Origin of the sequence: Salinigranum sp. (assembly GCF_041641895.1) — an archaeon.
Lineage (GTDB): Archaea > Halobacteriota > Halobacteria > Halobacteriales > Haloferacaceae > Salinigranum.
Genome location: NZ_JBEPXO010000084.1, coordinates 1 through 16,091 on the forward strand (window position 1 = coordinate 1; position 16,091 = coordinate 16,091).

Consider the following 16,091-nt stretch of genomic DNA (forward strand, 5'->3'; position numbering starts at 1 on the left):
GCCACGCCCCGGGCGTCCTCGCCGACGGCGACGCCGTCGAGGTGAGCGTCGCCGTCTCGGACGTCAGTACGGTGACGGTGACGGCGAACGCCTCGGACCTCGGCGGACCGGACCCGCTCGCACTCGACGACGGCGACGGCGACGGCGTCTACGACGGCACGTTCACCGTCGACGCCGCGAGCGCGGGAGCGACCGACGGGTCGTACTCGCTCACGGTCAACGCGACGGACGCCGCCGGGAACTGGAACACGACGACGGCGACGCTCGTCCTGGACATGACTGCTCCGACCGTCTCGAACGCGGTCACGACCAGCGACGACGACGCGTCCCCGAACCTCGTCGGCACCGGCGGCCTGCTGAACGTCTCAGCGGACGCGAACGACGCGAACCCGGTCGAGGTGCGGGTCGACGCGCAGGCGGTCGGCCACGCGTCGGACGAACTCCTCGGCGACTCCGACGAGGACGGCACCTACGACGCGAGCCTTCCGATCACCGACTCGGTCGCCGACGGTACCTACACGTTCACCGTGACGGTGACCGACGCCGCGGGCAACACGGCCACGACGACGACGGACGACATCGTCGTCGACACGACGACGCCGAGTCTGTCTAACGCCGTCCTCCGCAACGCGAGCGACGCGAGTGCCGTCGTCGACCAGGGCGACACCGCGGAGGTCCGTGCCGAGGTGAGCGACGCCCGGTTGACGGCGGTCACCGCGGACGTCTCCGCGCTCGGGGGCGCCGAATCGCTCACCCTCACCGACGGGGACGGCGACGGCGTCTACGACGGCACGTTCGTCGTCGGCTCGGTCTACGACGGGACGTACCAGGCGAGCGTCACTGCCACCGACGAGGCGGGGAACGCCAACACGTCGACGACGACCGAGGTGACGGTCGGCACGCCGGACGAGACTGCCCCCGACGTCTCGAACGCGGGTGCGTTCGACCTCACGGACGGAGACGGGACGGTCGCCGACGGCGACTCGGTGAAGGTCAACGTCACCGCGACGGACGACGTCGTCGTCGGCGCCGTCTCCGTCGACGCCACGAACTTCGGGGCGGGGACCGTCTCGCTCACCGACGAGGACGGCGACGACGTCTGGAACGCGACGTTCGTCGTCGGCGAGAGCGGGTCGGTCGCGAGCGACGGGACGCAGACGCTGTCGTTCACTGCCGCCGACGCCTCGTCGAACACGAACACGACGACGGCGAGCCTCGTCGTCGACACCTCGGCGAGCGACACCACTGCGCCGACTGTCTCGAACTTCGGCGTTCAGGTCGACACGACCACGCCGCTGGCCGTCGACGTGCTGTTCGAGTCCGACGAGCAGGTCACGGACGTCGACGTCGTAGTGACGAACGAGAGCGGCGCCACGGTGGCGACGCTCACCGAGGCCGAACTCTCGGAGAGCCCCGTCGGGGGCGGCTACCTCTACTTCCACACCTACACCCTCCCCGAGGCCGGGAGCTACGACGTGACGCTCACGACGGCCGCCGACGCGGCCGGCAACGACGGCGCGAGCGGCGAGACGACGACCGTCCGACGCGTCGTCGAGCGCTACTCGGTCGAACACGTCGGTGGGACCGCCCCCGACGTGGGGAAGCTGACGCAGAACGTCTACGTCCCGCAGGGCGGGAGCCTCCTCCAGATACAGCTTCGTGACGCCGACGACAGCGGCGAGTCGGTGCAGAACCGGACCGAACTGTCCGACATCGGCTTCGCCAGCGACACCCGGATGCGCATCAACGTCACCGTCGGCGACGGCTACGTCCCGCGACTGCTCCTCGGGACGGGCCGCAACGGCTCGTACACCGTCACCGACAACGGCGACGGGACGACGAACCTCTCGGTCGAACTCGAGCCGGCCTCCGCACAGCTGCTCACCGCGCGGATGTCGGGCGGCCCGTACGGGGCCTGGCCGGCACCCGCGACCGAGGACACTGCCGACGAGGCGTACACGGCCGTCGTCGACCTCGCAGTCGACGAGATGGCGCACGTCTCCTCACCGGACGACTACAACGGGACGATGATTCTCACCGACGCGCAGGAGCTCGGGACGCCGACGGCGACCACGACGGGGTCGGGCGACCCGGCGCTCCGGCTGTTCGTCGCCGGCCCGCACAACACCACGCAGGGGACGCTCAACAGCGGCTTCTACGAGACGTTCCTGCCGGACTCCCTGCTGACCTCGTGGGGCGTCACCGACCCCTCGCAACTGCAGGTCAACGCCATCGGGAGCGACGTCACACCGACGGCCACCGAGACGGACGCCGGGGTCAAGCTCGACGTCCCCATCCACTACTCGTCCGGGAACGTAGACGTCTCCGGGAGTTCGTCCGGCGACACCACCGCGCCGTCGCTGTCGAACGCGGTCCTCAGGGACGCCTCGAACGGCGACGGCGTCGTCGCGGACGGCGACAGTCTCACCGTCGCGGTGGACGTGACCGAGCCGAACCTCCAGTCGGTCACCGTCGACGCGAGCGCGTTCGGCGCTGGCAGCCGGTCGCTGTCGGACGGCGACGGCGACGGGACGTACGACACCACGTTCACCGTCGACGACGCGAGCACCGGCGCGGACGGGTCGTACACGCTCACTGTGGCCGCGGCCGACACGGCCGGGAACGCGAACACGGCGACCACCGGTGCGGTGCGCCTCGACACCACTGCCCCGGCTGCCGACGCCGGCACCGACCGGACAGTCGACGTCGACGAGTCGGTTCCGTTCGACGCCTCGGCGTCGAGCGACGCCTCTGGAATCGACAGCTACGGCTGGACGTTCGGCGACGGCGACGCGGCGACCGGCGTCTCGCCCGGCCACACCTACACGTCGGCGGGCGACTACACCGTGACGCTCACCGTGACGGATGCAGCCGGAAACACGGCGACGGACACGGTAACCGTGACCGTGGAAGCCGAGACGACCGCCTCCGGTGGGTCCGGGGGGTCGGGTGGACTCGGCGGTGCCGCACCGGCGCCCGCGCCGACGACGCCCGCCACCACGCCGGAGTCGTCGCCGCCGGAGACGGAACCGACGGTGACGGCGGAGGGCGACGCGGCGGCATCCGTCGAGCGGGCCGAGGCGGGCGTGACCGTCGCGGTCACGGGTGCGAAGGGAACGGACCAGGTAAGCGTGACGCTGCCTGCCGCAGACGTCACGGAGCGGGTCGAGCGCGACGGGCTGGCACTCGAGTCGATGGCGACGACGTTCGCCCGCGAGACCGGGTTCAGCGCCGACGTGTCGAGTTCGATCGACCCACCGACCGACGGGACGCCGGCCGTCGACGGGGCAGTCGGGTACGTCACCGTCGACACCGGCGACGACTTCGAGGAGGCAGACGTCTCCGAGGTGACGTTCGGGTTCACCGTCAGCACCAGCCGGCTGGCAGAACGCGGCCTCGCGTCCGAGGACGTCGTCCTCTACCGCTACCACGCCGCGGAGTGGACGGCATTGGAGACGCGAGTCGTCGGCGAGGAGGAGGTGACAGTCCGGTTCGAGGCCGTCTCGCCGGGTCTGTCGACGTTCGCCGTCGGCAGTCGTGACGCACTGGACGACGTGACGACCGGGGCGACGACGCCGACGGGGGCCGACGACGACCAGTCCACGCCGGCCGCAGCGACGGAGACGGCCACCGTGACGGCGACGCCGGCGGCGGACACCGGCACGGTGGAGGACGCGACGCCGACTACCGCGACAGAGGGGCCGGGCTTCGGTGCCGTCGCGGTGCTCGTCGCGGTGCTGGTGAGCGTACTCGCGCTCCGGCGACGCGACTGAACCGGGACGAGCGACGGCCCGCGGGACGGACGGGGGCACCGGTCGCCCGGACCCGTCCGACACACGTTCTCGACCCTCAGGTGGACTGTTCGAGCGCCCGGTGGACGTACGACTCCAGTTGGACGAAGTCCGGGTCGCCGCAGACGGGGCAGTCGTCGGGCGGGTGGAAGTGACGCTGGCCGCCCTCGCTCGTGACCGACCCCGCGTACGTCACCTGGCAGTTCACACAGACGTACTGCTCGACGTGTTCAGGTGCGTGAGCCATACGTCTAAATTACATTCCATTGATAATAAATCCACCCGCACGAGGGCGGAGTCCGGCGGACCGTGGCACCGGGCGGTCAGAACGGCAGGTCCGCCTCGACTTCGACGTGCAGGAGGTCGAGGTACGCCGACCCGTGGGTGGAGTCCTCCCGGAAATCCGCCCGCGGGACGGCGTTCACCGTCGCCGTGTCCCCCTCCTCGATGGAGACGCCCTTCCAGCGGCGCCCCCCGAGGATGCCGGTGAGGCCGTCGAAGCCGTCGCCGCTCACGGAGACCCGCTGGATTTCGGCGAAGAGGCTCTCGCGCTCTTCGAGGTAGACGGGGTCGCCACACTCCGGGCAGTGGCCGATGTCTCGACGACGGCGGCCGGGCTGGTGGAGACGCGTGACGTGCCCGGAGGTACAGACGAACGCCGCCTCCATCAGGTCGGAGATGCGTTCGGGCGCGGCGTCGAACGTCACCGCGAGCTGGACGAGTTCGTTCAGGTGGGCCATGAGGTTCGAGTCGAACGGTTTGAACCCGCCCGGCACGTCGTCGACGTGGAGGATGAGCACGTCGAACGACCGCTCCCACGCGTCCTCGATGTCGAGGGCGCGCACGTGTGACTCGAACGTCTCGACGCCCACGCCGAGCGTCCGGTCGGGACGCACCCGGAGTTCGCGCTCGCTCATCCCGGCGTCGAGCAGGTCCGGGTACGAGACGACGAGGCCACGTTTCACCGGATAGTCGGTCGCGACGGCGCGCAGACGCCGTGCCTGCCGCTCCTCGGCGCCGTAGGCGTCCCAGAAACGCTCCCACACCGCCCGCAGGTCGGCTTCGGACTGCATGGTGAACGTACGACGTATGTTAGCAAAGCTCTCATCCACGAGTCGACTGACTGTCTCCGCGGCGAGGACGACCCGAACGCGACGGCGGCGGACGCGGGCGACTCGGCCGGGCGACGAGCGTGTCGGGCCGGAGGGCTCTGGTTCACCACTCGCGGGCGTCCGCGTCGCGCACGCACGCCTTGTTCCGTCGCTGTCGGGTGGTTTTCTCCCACGAAACCTTTACGCACTCCCTGCGCATAGCGGGGACCAATGACCAGCGGCCCGGAGTTGATCGTCACCGAGAAGGACAACGCCGCGCGACGGATTGCGGACATCCTGAGCGGCGGCACCGCCGAGACGGAGCGGATGAACGGCGTGAACGTCTACACCTGGGGCGGCAAGCGCGTCGTCGGCCTGTCGGGACACGTCGTCGGCGTCGACTTCCCGGCGGAGTACGCGGACTGGCGCGACGTCGAACCGGTCGAACTCATCGACGCGAGCGTCGAGAAACGCCCGACGCAGGAGAACATCGTCCGCGCGCTCAGGCGGCTCGCCCGGCGGGCTGGCAGCGTCGTCATCGCGACGGACTACGACCGCGAGGGCGAACTCATCGGCAAGGAGGCGTACGAACTCGTCCGCGAGGTGAACGAGGAGGTCCCCGTGAATCGGGTCCGCTTCTCCTCGATCACGGAGCGGGAGGTGACGGAGGCGTTCTCGAACCCCGACAGCCTCGACTTCGACCTCGCCGCCGCGGGCGAGGCGAGACAGATTGTCGACCTGATGTGGGGGGCGGCGCTGACGCGCTTCCTCTCGCTGTCGGCGCGCCAACTCGGCGAGGACTTCATCTCCGTCGGGCGGGTGCAGGGACCGACCCTGAAGCTCATCGTCGACCGCGAGCGCGAAATCGACGCGTTCGACCCCGAGGACTACTGGGAGCTGTACGCCGACCTCACGACCGGTTCGGCGGACGAAGCGGACGAGGGCGCGGAGCGCTTCGAGGCGCAGTACTTCTACATCGACGACGACGGGACCGAGGCCGAACGCGTCTGGGACCAGACCGCCGCGGAGACGGCGCACATGGCGCTGGCCTCGGCGCAGTCGGCCGTCGTCACGGACGTCGACCGACGGACCCGGACGGACACACCCCCCGCGCCGTTCAACACCACGCAGTTCATCCGCGCCGCGGGGAGCATCGGCTACTCCGCCCAGCGTGCGATGAGCATCGCCGAGGACCTCTACACCGCCGGTTACGTTACCTACCCGCGGACGGATAACACGGTCTACCCCGACGACCTCGACCCGCGGGAACTGCTGGAGGCGTTCGCGGGGTCGGCCTTCGGCGACGACGCCGCCTCCCTGCTGGACCAGGAGGACATCGACCCGACGGCGGGCGACGAGGAGACGACCGACCACCCGCCCATCCACCCGACCGGCGAACTGCCGTCCCCCTCCGCGCTCTCGGACGACGAGTGGGAGGTGTACGAACTCGTCGTGCGGCGCTTCTTCGCGACGGTGGCGCCGCCGGCGACGTGGGAGCACCTCCGGGTCGTCGCCGAGGCCGGCGGCGAGTCGCTGAAGGCCAACGGGAAGCGCCTCGTCGACCCGGGCTACCACGCCGTCTACCCCTACTACAACTCCTCGGAGAACATCGTCCCGGACGTCGAGGAGGGTGAGGAACTCGCCCTCTCGAACCTCCGACTGGAGGAGAAACAGACCCAGCCCCCCAGGCGGTACGGCCAGTCGCGGCTCATCGAGACGATGGAGAAGATGGGCATCGGGACCAAGGCGACGAGACACGACGTCATCCAGAAACTGTACGACCGCGGCTACATCGAGGGCGACCCGCCGCGACCGACGCGGCTGGCGCGAGCCGTCGTCGAGGCAAGCGAGGAGTTCGCCGACCTCATCGTCTCGGAGGAGATGACCGCCCAGCTCGAACAGGACATGGCCGCCATCGCCGAGGGAGAGGCGACACTCGACGACGTGACCGAGGAGTCGCGCGAGTACCTCAGACACGTCTTCGAGGGGCTGATGGAGAACCGCGAGGCGCTCGGCGACCACCTCCAGAAGTCGATGAAGGCGGACAAGACGCTCGGGCCCTGCCCCGAGTGCGGCGACGACCTCCTCGTCCGGAAGTCGCGTCACGGGTCGTACTTCGTCGGCTGTAACGGCTACCCCGACTGTACGTACACGCTCCCGCTCCCGTCGACGGGGCGGCCGCTCATCTTAGAGGAGGAGTGCGACGAGCACGGCCTGCACGAGGTGAAGATGCTCGCCGGGCGGAAGACGTTCGTCCACGGGTGCCCCCAGTGCAAGGCCGACGCCGCCGAAGAGGAGGACGACCTGGTCATCGGGGCGTGCCCGGAGTGCAACGAGGAACACGGCGGGGAGTTGGCCATCAAGCGCCTCCGCAACGGGTCGCGGCTCGTCGGCTGTACGCGCTACCCCGACTGCGAGTACTCGCTGCCGCTCCCCCGTCGGGGCGACGTCGAGGTGACCGACGACCGGTGCGAGGAACACGACCTGCCGGAACTCCACATCGTCTACCCCGACTCGGACCGCGACCCGTGGGAACTCGGCTGTCCCATCTGCAACTACCGCGAGTACCAGGCGCGGCAGAACGGTTCCGAACTCGAGACCATCGAGGGCATCGGTGAGAAGACGGCCGAGAAGCTGAAGATGGCCGAGATAACCGACGTCGAGTCGCTGAAGAACGCCGACCCCGACGAAGTCGCCGCGCGCGTCGACGGCGTCGGCGCCGACCGGGTCCGGCAGTGGCAGGCGAAGGCCGACTGACCCCTGCCTTTCCCTCGCCTCACTTCGCACCGTCTCGTCTCACCTCACCTCGCACCGTCTCGTCTCACCTCACCTCGCACCGTCTCGTCTCACCTCACCTCGCCACTCGCCTCGGTGCAGTTCACGCTTCTTCGAGTGCGTACGCCATCGAACGGTCGTCTCCGCCACCCTCGGTGAGGACGAACACGGCCCCGTCGGCGACGGCGAGTCCCTGCTCGGGACGCCCTTCGACGGGGTGTGACCACCGGCGGGCGTCGACGCGGAGGCCGCCGACGCCGAGACCCCCGCGTACCGCGTAGCCGGTGACGTGTGTCTCCGACGCGGCGTAGACGGTGTCGCCGGCCGCCGCCGGGCCACACTGTGCCGTCGCGCCGCCGGTCCACAGTCGGTCGCCGCCGCGGACGTCTAGGTCGACGAGGCGGTGACCCGCCGCGAAGAGGTTGCGTCCGGCGACGACGAACGAGTCGGCGCTCCAGACGTCGGTCGACCACGCCGGTTCGCCGCCGCGCCTGCCGTCCAGTTCCACCGTCGGGCCGCCGAACGTGCTGACGAACGCGCCGCGACCGTTCGCGGTGGCGAGCGCGTCGACCGGTCCCGACACCCCCTCCCGCCAGAGGCCGCGGCCGTCGCCGGGGTACAGACCGTACACCTCGCCCGCTTCCGTCCCGACGACGAGGTCGGGGATGCTCTGGACGAGCGCCGTGACCGTGCCGAACACGTCGGCATCCCACTGGACGTCGCCGGTCGCGGGGTCGAGCGCGTACACCGTCCCCGACCCGTCGCCGGTGTACAGCGAGGGGCGCTCGTGGTCGACGAGGAGCGGTCGGAGGCCGTACTCGGCCGCGGTGAACGTCCACTGCTCGTCGCCGGTCTCCGCGTCGAGCGCCAGCAGGGGTGGGTCGCCGACCTGTGTGAGGTAGACGGTTCCTCCGAAGACGGCGACCGACCGGGGCCACATCGGCGGGTCACCCCCGTCCGCTCGCCACAGTTCCTCCCCGGTGGCGGCGTCGACGACGAGCAGTGCCTCGGCCGTCGGCAGGTACGCGCGGCCGTCGGTGACCACGGGGCGGGCCGACGGACCCGGAATCTCTCTCGACCACCGTTCGGCGACCTCACGTCGCGGGCCGACCGACCGTGGATTGTAACACGACCCGATACGGTCGAACGTCGGCTGGCGCCACCACGTCGTGTCCGGTTCCTCCTCGCCGTCGTGATACGGTTCGAAGCCACCCGTGCCGCGGGTCACGGCGACGCCCGCGCCGAGAGCGGCGAGGCCCGTCCCCGCGAGAATCTGTCGTCTGGAGGGCACGTGTCGTCGGTGCGCCCTCGGTGGCATATGTCTGCTGTTCGTCGGGCGCGTGGTGGGCGACGACGCCGTCGACGGGGTCCAGCCACGACGACTCCCGGAATCCGCGCTCTTTTTGTTCGTCCCACATCGACTGGGCATCAATGACCGGGCCGTGGCAACAGTGGGACCACATTCTGAAGGTGGACCCCGACAAGGACCTCGTCGGCGACGAGACGTTCGCGGACGTCTGTCAGACGGGGACGGACGCCATCGAGATCGGCGGAACGACCGGGATGACCAAACACAACATGGGTGCGGTGATCGACGCCTGCGCCGAGTACGGCGTCCCCCTCTATCAGGAACCGTCGAACCCGGGGGTCGTCATCGACTCCCCTGCACTCGACGGCTACCTCATCCCGACGGTGTTCAACGCGGGCGACGTCTTCTGGGTGACGGGTGCGCACAAGGAGTGGGTCCGTATTGCCGATAGTCTCGACTGGGAACGCACCCACACGGAGGCGTACATCGTCCTCAACCCCGACTCCGCCGTCGCCGAGTACACCGACGCCGACTGTGACCAGTCCGCCGACGACGTCGCCTCGTACGCCCGCGTGGCGGAGCGGATGTTCGGCCAGGACATCGTCTACATCGAGTACTCGGGGACGTTCGGCGACACCGAGAAGGTCGCCGCCGCCCAGTCGGCACTCGACGACGCGACGCTGTTCTACGGGGGCGGCATCCACGACTACGACACCGCCTACGAGATGGGCAAGAACGCCGACACCATCGTCGTCGGTGACCTGCTCCACGACGAGGGCGTCGACGCCGTCCGCGAGACGGTCGAGGGTGTGAAAGACGCACACGCCGAATGAGTTCGGTTTCGTTCTATTTTGTCTCTGTAAATCGTCGTTTCGGTATATTTTGAGGAACGGTTATCTCGTCTCGCTCCCATCTGAGGGATATGAGTCGCCGCACCACGCCGACAGCGTCCCGACGGACGGACCAGCCGCCGCTCCCGATCGACATGACCCGCGCGGTACACTCGCCGACCGAGACCGAACTCCTCTCCATCTGTCGGACCGCCGTCGGCGACGCGCTCCGGAGCGTCATCCACTTCACCGAGACGGCGTCGGAACTGCTGTACCTCCGGAAGGACCTCTACGGCGACGACCGCCGACGCGCCCTGGAGGTGAAGGCGAGTCTCGTCGAGCGCGAACGCGTCGGGTTCACGCCGTACGAACGGTACGAGCCCCACGCGGCGGGTGCGGGGAGCGACCCCTCGCTCGGCGACTACGAGTTCACCGTCCGCGTCTTCACCGACGGGTTCGTCTGCCGGGTCATCGTCGGCGACCACGGCCTCCTCCTCACGGCGGAGGAACTCGACGTCGACAGGGTCGAGGAAGTCGCCGTCGCCCTCCGCGGACTCGTCTCGATGGCGTACGAGTGACCGCACGGACGGCCCCGACAGGCGACACGGGGGGAGCTAACCCGGGAGGAGCAGTCCGGCCGGGAGCCAGCCAGCCGTGGTGACGATGGACGCGGCTGGGAGTGCGGCGTGGCCGAGCCGGCGGAGGGTTCGGAGCGAGACGGAATGACCGCGTTTAAGACCGGCCCACCGGAAGAGTCGGACATGCAGGACCGAACCTACACGGCCGACGCCGAACCCGGCGACACGGTCACGGTCGCCGGCTGGGTCCACGAGATTCGGGACCTCGGCGGAATCGCGTTCCTGATCCTCCGGGACACCACCGGGAAGATACAGGTCAAGTTCGAGAAAGAGGAGATGGACGACGAACTCGTCGAGACGGGGCTGGGCGTCCACCGCGAGAGCGTCATCGTCGTCACCGGCGACGTCGAGGAGGAGCCGCGCGCCCCGACGGGCGTCGAGGTCACCCCCGCGTCGGTCGAGGTGCTCGCCGAGGCCGACCCCCAGCTCCCGCTGGACCCCTCCGGCAAGGTCGACGCCGAACTCTCCACGCGACTGGACAACCGGACGCTCGACCTCCGCAAGGAGGAGGTGAAGGCCATCTTCGAGATTCGCGCCGAGATCCTCCGTTCGGTCCGCGAGGCGTTCCGCTCGCTCGGCTGTACGGAGATCAACACGCCGAAGATCGTCGCCACCGGGACCGAGGGCGGCACCGAACTGTTCCCCATCACCTACTTCGGCCGCGAGGCGTTCATGAACCAGTCGCCCCAGCTGTTCAAGCAGCTGATGGTCGGCTCCGGCCTCGAGCGCGTGTTCGAGATCGGTCCCATCTTCCGTGCCGAGGAGCACAACACCCCCCGCCACCTGAACGAGGCGACCTCCATCGACTTCGAGTCCGCGTTCGTCGACCACTCCGAGGCGATGGACGCCTGCGAGACGGTCGTCCGCGCCGCCTACGAGGGCGTCGACGAGAACTGTCGGGGCGAGTTAGAAGCGCTCGACCTCGCCGACGAGTTCGCGGTCCCGGACGAGGACTTCCCCCGGCTCACCTACGAGGAGGCCATCGAACGCATCAACGCGACGGGCGAACTCGACGAGCAGTTGGTGTGGGGCGACGACCTGCCGACCGAGGGCGAGAAGGCGCTCGGCGAGGACGTCGGATCGCACTACTTCATCACCGACTGGCCCTCGGAGATCAAGCCGTTCTACATCAAGGACCACGACGACGACGAGCGGCTCTCGACGGGGTTCGACATGATGCACCCGCGGATGGAACTCGTCTCGGGCGGGCAGCGTGAACACCGCTACGACCACCTGGTCGAAGGCTTCGAACAGCAGGGCCTCGACCCCGAGGCGTTCGACTACTACACGAAGATGTTCAAGTACGGCATGCCCCCGCACGCTGGCTGGGGCCTCGGCTGTGAGCGGCTCGTCATGACGATGCTCGGGCTGCCGAACATCCGCGAGGGTGTGCTGTTCCCGCGCGATCGACAGCGGTTGAGTCCGTAGGACGGAACCGCTGTCAGAACGCGGGAGCCGGTCGGGCGGGCGAGCGGAGCGACGTGACGCGGTTCCCACGGGACCTGTCGCCTTCGTCCTCCGGACTCAGGCGCTGGCGGTCCCGTGGGTGCTCGTGGTACCTCCGGTTCCACGCGGTTCCCACGGGGCCGCCAGCGACTGTCGCCGTACGGTGACGTCGACGCCCTGGTACGGTCGACAGGCAAGCCACGAGCCTTTCCGTGTCGCGTCCACGTCCCGATACGATGAGTGAACCAGAGCGAGCGCTCTCGACGCACATCCTCGAAGAGGCTGGCCAGCGCGGCGAGACACTCCTGGTCGACGACCTCGTCGAACTCGTCGCCCGCTTCGACGACGACGGCGAGGACGGCGTCCGTGTCGACCGTCTCGTCGCGTACGCGGAGCGACTCGACGCCCGGGGCCACCCGGTCGACCCCGACAGCGTCCGACCGGCCGTCGAAGAGCGACTCGTCGACGCGGACGAGTGGGTCGGCGAGGACCCGCTGTATCGGACGGGCGACGGACGGGTGAGCCGCTTCCCACAGTCGTGGTACGACGAACTGGCCGGCGAGCGCGACGTTCGGCGGTACGTCGAGGTGCTGACCACGGCTCTCGCCGAGAGCGACGCGGGACTCCAGCGCGGGGGCGCCGCGGACCCGGGCGACGGCGACGGCGTTCCCGAGAGCTTCCTGCTCGACGTCGCGAGCGTCGTCGGAGGACTCGACCGGGACGCCGTCAGAGGCGAGGTCGAACAGCTCAGAGTGGAGGGCATCATCGCCGAGGACGCCGACCAGCACCCCGACGGGAACGTGCGACTGGCCGAGGACGCTCGCTGACGCGGAACGAACAGGAAGTCGATAGGGCGCTTCGCCCGACGGGAACGGACGGGCGACGACCGACGCGAAGAGAACGCGGCGCGACTTCAGAGGCTTCGGGTTCGGCGCAGGTGGACAGCGTCGTCGTCGACACGGTCGACCGCGTTCTCCTGGAGCGGGTAGTCGTCGTCGTCCCGGTCGGACCACCCGAGTTTCGACATGAGTTTGTCTGTGATGCCGGGGTCGGGGTCGACGTACGCGGTGCCGTGGGTGACGTCCGAGACGAGTCCGACCGTCTCGCCGTCGGCGTTGATGACCTTCTTCCCCTCGTCGTCGTCGGTGAAGCTGTGAGCCATGCGGTTCCCCGTACAAAGTGTCAACTGATAAGCTATTTTGGTGACGAGGGCGACGGTTGGAACGCCTGACCAGTCAGTGGGTGAGAGGATAGCGGCCGTGAACAGGTGTCCGCCGAACGCGGGGTCCGGGGATTCACGTCGTCCCGGGCGCCTCGCTGGAGTGCGGAGCGTCGGAGACTGAGCGGAGACTGAGGGGGCAAAAACGCGGGTAGGGGTGGTGGTGGTCGATACCGAGTCGCCGTCCCATCCTCGCAGGCAGACGACGGTCCAGTGGAGGCCGAACTGGTACGTCAAGCTATCGCCCCGAGCATCAGTTTCGAGACTCGTCGGGGTCGAGCAGGGCGGAGAGCGACGCGAGAACGTGACCGAGACGACGAAACGGGTGCGGGAGCGGCACACGCGGGCGAGGAAATCTGAAGCGTTATACGGGGTTCGCCGGGTAGGACACAGTAGATGTCGGAACAGTCGACGGCGACGGCGTTCGTCCCCGGCCACGTCACCGGGTTCTTCAGTGCCCACCGGACCGACGACCCGGCCACGACGGGGTCGCGGGGCGGCGGCCTGACGCTCTCGGACGGCGTCCGCGTGCGGGTTGCCGCCGCCGGGACGACGCGCGTCGTCCTCGACGGCGAACGCGTCGAGATGGAGCCGGTCGGCCACGTCCTCGACGCGTTCGACGCGACGGCACACGTCACCGTCGAGAGCGACCTCCCCGTCGGGTCGGGCTTCGGCGTCTCCGGTGCGGCCGCCCTCGGGACCGCCTACGCGAGCAACACGGTGTTCGACGGGGAACGCTCGGAGAACGACCTCGTCAGGCTGGCCCACGTCGCCGAAGTCGTCGCCGGCACCGGACTCGGCGACGTCGTCGCACAGGCACACGGCGGCGTCCCCATCCGGGTCGAACCGGGTGCGCCGGGTCACGGCGTGCTCGACGGCGTACCGACGAGTTCGCGCGTCGAGTACGTCGCGTTCGGGGAACTGTCGACGGCCGAGGTCATCGAGGGAGACACGACCAGGCTGAGTCGTGCCGGCGAGCGCGCGCTCGCCGACCTGCGCGAGCGACCGACCCTCCCGCACCTGATGTGGCTCTCGCGCCGGTTCGCCCGCGAGGCGGGCCTCCTCGTCCCGGAGGTAGAAGCCGTCGTCGACGCGGTCACCGACGCGGGCGGGGAGGCGGCGATGGCGATGCTGGGTCGGTCGGTGTTCGCCCTCGGGACCGGCCTGTCGGACGCGGGGTACGACCCGCAGGTGTGCGAGACGTACCCCTCCGGCGCACATCTCGAACGGGAGTGACGCCGACGGGCGCGCCCCAGGACGCACCGCAGACGAAAGACGGCCGATTTTTACCCTCGCGGCGACCTCACCCCACCATGAGCGACGCGGAGTTATCGGAGTTGCCGGAGTCTCACCCCCGGTATCTGTCACTGCGGACGCGACACCGCATCGAGGAGGGTGTCGAGAAGGGCATCACCTCGAAGCAGGGTCTCATCGCCGAGGGGCGCGGCGAGGCGTTCGACTACCTCCTCGGCGAGCGGACGCTCCCCACCGCCGACGCCGCCGCGCGGGCGGCCGCCGCCCACCTCCTCCTGGCGCGACACCCCGTCGTGTCGGTGAACGGGAACGTCGCCGCACTCGTTCCCGAGGACGTGGTCGAACTCGCCGCAGTCGTCGACGCCGACGTCGAGGTGAACCTGTTCAACCGCACCGACGAGCGGATTCGAGCCATCGCCGACCACCTGCGCGAACACGGCGCGGAGGCGGTGAAGGGGCTGAGCGGCGACGCCCGCATCCCGGGACTCGACCACAAGCGCGCCGTCGTCGACGCAGACGGCATCGGCGACGCGGACGTCGTCCTCGTCCCGCTCGAAGACGGTGACCGCGCCGAGGCGCTGGCCGGCGTCGGCAAGACCGAAATCGTCGTCGACCTCAACCCCCTCTCGCGGTCGGCGCGAGCCGCTACCGTCCCCATCGTCGACAACATCGTCCGCGCCCTGCCGAACGTCACGGCGCACGCGAGAGAGCTCGCGGGAGCGTCGCGTGAGGAGCTACAGGCCATCGTCGACGCGTTCGACGCCGAGGGCGCCCGTCACGAGGCGGAGACGGCGATTCGGGGAGGAGCACTCGACACGGGCGCCGAGTCGGACCCGCGGACGAACGGCGAGCGGCAGTAGCGACCGGTCGGGCCGGCAGGTCAGGTGACGCCACTGACCAGCGTCGCGACGTACTGTGAGGCGTCGCGTCTCCGCCGCAGTTCGACCCGGGTGACCCACTTGACCCACTGGAACCCCCGCCGGTCGGGCGCGACGAGTCTGAGCGGGAACCCGTGGCCGTGCGAGAGCCTGTCGCCCCCCACGTGGGTCGCGAGGAGGAACCCGCGGGCCTCCGCGAGGGGGAAACTCCACCGGTAGCCCGTCACCGAGTGGACGGTCACCCACCGTGCCGCGGGGTCGGCACCGGCCTCGTCGAGCAGTGCGCCGAGCGAGACGCCCCGCCAGTCCTCGACGGTGTACCACCCGCTCGTGCAGTCGAGGAGCGCCCGCAGTTCGTCCGTCGTCTCGAGCCGCTCGTCGGCGAGTTCGAGCGGCGTCTCCACGAGGCCGTCCACCCGGAGCCGCCACGTCTCGGGGTCGACGGGGTCGGGGTCGTCAGCGACCCACGAGGTGACCGGGAACCCCTCCCCCTCGACCGGTTTCGACCCCGTGAACCGACGCGTCTCGCCCGCGGTGCCGGCGACGGCGTTCGCCAGTTCCTGGCCGCGGGCTACGAGTGCCCCGCCGACGAGGAACGCACCGTACTGCAGCGCGGTGCGACGCCCCTCGAAGTCGACCCGGCGGACCGGTCGGTAGCGGGCACGCAGATGGAGCAGGACGAGTGGGACGAGGAGGAGGCCGAGACCGATGTGGACGTTGAGGAGCGTCCAGAACCCGACGTCGACGTCGACGCCGAGGACCCACGCCGCGCCGGTCGAGAGGGCCGCGAGGGCGACCACGGCGGTGAGAATCGAGAGCGGCGTCGCGCCGTCCCACCGGTCGCGCCGGAGTCTCGGCTT

Annotated in this window: 13 protein-coding genes; 8 read left to right on the plus strand and 5 right to left on the minus strand. The window is 69.7% G+C overall.

Annotated elements, in window-relative coordinates:
- On the plus strand, positions 1-3,773 hold a 3,773-nt coding region (locus ACESK5_RS15700), incomplete at its 5' end, for a PKD domain-containing protein (RefSeq protein WP_372912522.1).
- Positions 3,774-3,849: 76 nt separating this feature from the next.
- Here the strand turns inward: ACESK5_RS15700 and ACESK5_RS15705 are convergent.
- Positions 3,850-4,038 carry a hypothetical protein gene (locus ACESK5_RS15705; protein ID WP_372912523.1) on the minus strand — a complete coding sequence of 63 codons (189 nt, stop codon included), beginning with the start codon at positions 4,036-4,038 and terminating at the stop codon, positions 3,850-3,852.
- Positions 4,039-4,114: 76 nt separating this feature from the next.
- A complete protein-coding gene (locus ACESK5_RS15710; protein WP_372912524.1) occupies positions 4,115-4,864 on the minus strand; it encodes a hypothetical protein in 750 nt (249 codons plus the stop codon).
- 249 nt (positions 4,865-5,113) lie between these two features.
- Here ACESK5_RS15710 and ACESK5_RS15715 point away from each other — a divergent pair, with 249 nt between their 5' ends.
- On the plus strand, positions 5,114-7,639 hold the full coding sequence (locus ACESK5_RS15715; protein WP_372912525.1) for a DNA topoisomerase I: 2,526 nt from the start codon (positions 5,114-5,116) through the stop codon (positions 7,637-7,639).
- A 121-nt stretch (positions 7,640-7,760) separates the two neighbouring features.
- On the opposite strand, the gene ACESK5_RS15720 is transcribed toward ACESK5_RS15715, so the two are convergent.
- Positions 7,761-8,948, minus strand: a complete 1,188-nt coding sequence (locus tag ACESK5_RS15720; RefSeq protein WP_372912526.1) for a PQQ-binding-like beta-propeller repeat protein — start codon at positions 8,946-8,948, stop codon at positions 7,761-7,763.
- Between the two features lie 140 nt (positions 8,949-9,088).
- Between ACESK5_RS15720 and ACESK5_RS15725 the strand changes: the two genes are divergently transcribed.
- The 4 genes from ACESK5_RS15725 (at position 9,089) to ACESK5_RS15740 (ending at position 12,707) form a co-directional block, all read left to right on the plus strand.
- Positions 9,089-9,799, plus strand: coding sequence for a phosphoglycerol geranylgeranyltransferase (locus tag ACESK5_RS15725; protein WP_372912527.1), 711 nt, complete (start codon positions 9,089-9,091; stop codon positions 9,797-9,799).
- An 89-nt stretch (positions 9,800-9,888) separates the two neighbouring features.
- Positions 9,889-10,374: a hypothetical protein gene (locus ACESK5_RS15730; protein WP_372912528.1), complete on the plus strand. Its 486-nt coding sequence runs from the start codon at positions 9,889-9,891 to the stop codon at positions 10,372-10,374.
- Positions 10,375-10,557: 183 nt separating this feature from the next.
- Complete coding sequence (gene aspS / locus ACESK5_RS15735; protein WP_372912529.1) at positions 10,558-11,862, plus strand: aspartate--tRNA(Asn) ligase; 1,305 nt, start codon at positions 10,558-10,560, stop codon at positions 11,860-11,862.
- Between the two features lie 254 nt (positions 11,863-12,116).
- The gene (locus tag ACESK5_RS15740) at positions 12,117-12,707 is read left to right on the plus strand and encodes a hypothetical protein (protein WP_372912530.1); all 591 of its coding nucleotides are present in this window, start codon (positions 12,117-12,119) and stop codon (positions 12,705-12,707) included.
- Positions 12,708-12,793: 86 nt separating this feature from the next.
- On the opposite strand, the gene ACESK5_RS15745 is transcribed toward ACESK5_RS15740, so the two are convergent.
- Positions 12,794-13,042, minus strand: a complete 249-nt coding sequence (locus ACESK5_RS15745; RefSeq protein WP_372912531.1) for a PRC-barrel domain containing protein — start codon at positions 13,040-13,042, stop codon at positions 12,794-12,796.
- Between the two features lie 453 nt (positions 13,043-13,495).
- Between ACESK5_RS15745 and ACESK5_RS15750 the strand changes: the two genes are divergently transcribed.
- Together ACESK5_RS15750 and ACESK5_RS15755 are read left to right on the plus strand one after the other, a co-directional pair.
- Entirely contained in the window at positions 13,496-14,335 is an 840-nt protein-coding gene (locus tag ACESK5_RS15750) for a pantoate kinase (protein ID WP_372912532.1), read from the plus strand.
- A gap of 77 nt (positions 14,336-14,412) precedes the next feature.
- A complete protein-coding gene (locus ACESK5_RS15755; protein WP_372912533.1) occupies positions 14,413-15,213 on the plus strand; it encodes a 4-phosphopantoate--beta-alanine ligase in 801 nt (266 codons plus the stop codon).
- 20 nt (positions 15,214-15,233) lie between these two features.
- Here the strand turns inward: ACESK5_RS15755 and ACESK5_RS15760 are convergent.
- Positions 15,234-16,091, minus strand: an 858-nt coding sequence (locus tag ACESK5_RS15760) for a molybdopterin-dependent oxidoreductase (RefSeq protein WP_372912534.1), incomplete at its 5' end; no start/stop codon positions are given.

Coding starts and splice junctions, on each gene's coding strand:
- ACESK5_RS15705 (WP_372912523.1), bottom strand. CDS start 4,038: ATGGCTCACGCACCTGAACACGTCGAGCAGTACGTCTGTGTGAACTGC.
- ACESK5_RS15710 (WP_372912524.1), bottom strand. CDS start 4,864: ATGCAGTCCGAAGCCGACCTGCGGGCGGTGTGGGAGCGTTTCTGGGAC.
- ACESK5_RS15715 (WP_372912525.1), top strand. CDS start 5,114: ATGACCAGCGGCCCGGAGTTGATCGTCACCGAGAAGGACAACGCCGCG.
- ACESK5_RS15725 (WP_372912527.1), top strand. CDS start 9,089: ATGACCGGGCCGTGGCAACAGTGGGACCACATTCTGAAGGTGGACCCC.
- ACESK5_RS15730 (WP_372912528.1), top strand. CDS start 9,889: ATGAGTCGCCGCACCACGCCGACAGCGTCCCGACGGACGGACCAGCCG.
- aspS (WP_372912529.1), top strand. CDS start 10,558: ATGCAGGACCGAACCTACACGGCCGACGCCGAACCCGGCGACACGGTC.
- ACESK5_RS15740 (WP_372912530.1), top strand. CDS start 12,117: ATGAGTGAACCAGAGCGAGCGCTCTCGACGCACATCCTCGAAGAGGCT.
- ACESK5_RS15745 (WP_372912531.1), bottom strand. CDS start 13,042: ATGGCTCACAGCTTCACCGACGACGACGAGGGGAAGAAGGTCATCAAC.
- ACESK5_RS15750 (WP_372912532.1), top strand. CDS start 13,496: ATGTCGGAACAGTCGACGGCGACGGCGTTCGTCCCCGGCCACGTCACC.
- ACESK5_RS15755 (WP_372912533.1), top strand. CDS start 14,413: ATGAGCGACGCGGAGTTATCGGAGTTGCCGGAGTCTCACCCCCGGTAT.